Origin of the sequence: Intrasporangium chromatireducens Q5-1 (assembly GCF_000576575.1) — a bacterium.
Taxonomy (GTDB): domain Bacteria; phylum Actinomycetota; class Actinomycetes; order Actinomycetales; family Dermatophilaceae; genus Intrasporangium_A; species Intrasporangium_A chromatireducens.
In genome coordinates this window covers 1-737 of record NZ_AWQS01000552.1, presented here as the reverse complement: position 1 = coordinate 737, position 737 = coordinate 1, and the positions used below count along the sequence as shown (strand labels likewise).

The window sequence follows — 737 nt, the reverse complement described above, 5'->3', positions numbered from 1 at the left end:
GGGAACCGGAGTTTGCGCTCGCTCGACGGTCAGAGGAGGCGGCGGCCCATCGCCCAGGCGGTCAGCTCGTGGCGGGACGAGAGCTGCAGCTTGCGGAGCACCGAGGAGACGTGCGTCTCGACCGTCTTGACCGAGATGAACAGCTCCTTGGCGACCTCCTTGTACTGGTAGCCGCGGGCGATGAGCCGCATGACCTCGCGCTCGCGGGCGGAGAGGCGGTCGAGCTCCTCGTCGATCTCGGCCACCTCACCGGCCGCGGCACCGAACGCGTCGAGGACGAAGCCGGCCAGCCGGGGGCTGAAGACCGCATCGCCGTCGGCGACCCGCTCGATCGCCGTCAGCAGCTCCTCGGCGCTGATCGTCTTGGTGACGTAGCCGCGGGCGCCGGCGCGGATGACGGCGATGACGTCCTCGGCCGCGTCCGAGACGGACAGCGCCAGGAACCGCACCGCGCCGCCGCGCTCGCTCTCCACCCCGGCGCAGCCCCGGATCACGTCGGCGCCGCCATGGCCGTCACCGCCGGGCAGGTGCACGTCGAGCAGGACGACGTCGGGGCGCTGCTCCTTGATCGTGCTGACGGCGGACTCGACGGCCCCCGCCTCGCCGACGACCTCGAGCTGGAACGGTGCGCGCTCGGCGAGTCCCATCAGCTCCGCGCGCACGCCAGTCCGGAACATGTGGTGGTCGTCGACGATGACGATGCGGATCGTGCGGGCGGGGCTCATGCAGAGTGCTCC

Annotated in this window: 1 protein-coding gene; it reads right to left on the bottom strand. The window is 71.8% G+C overall.

Features of this window, described 5'->3' with window-relative positions; genetic code table 11:
- Positions 1-29: 29 nt before the first annotated feature.
- On the bottom strand, positions 30-725 hold the full coding sequence (locus N864_RS22830) for a LuxR C-terminal-related transcriptional regulator (RefSeq protein WP_034723003.1): 696 nt from the start codon (positions 723-725) through the stop codon (positions 30-32).
- Positions 726-737: the final 12 nt, after the last annotated feature.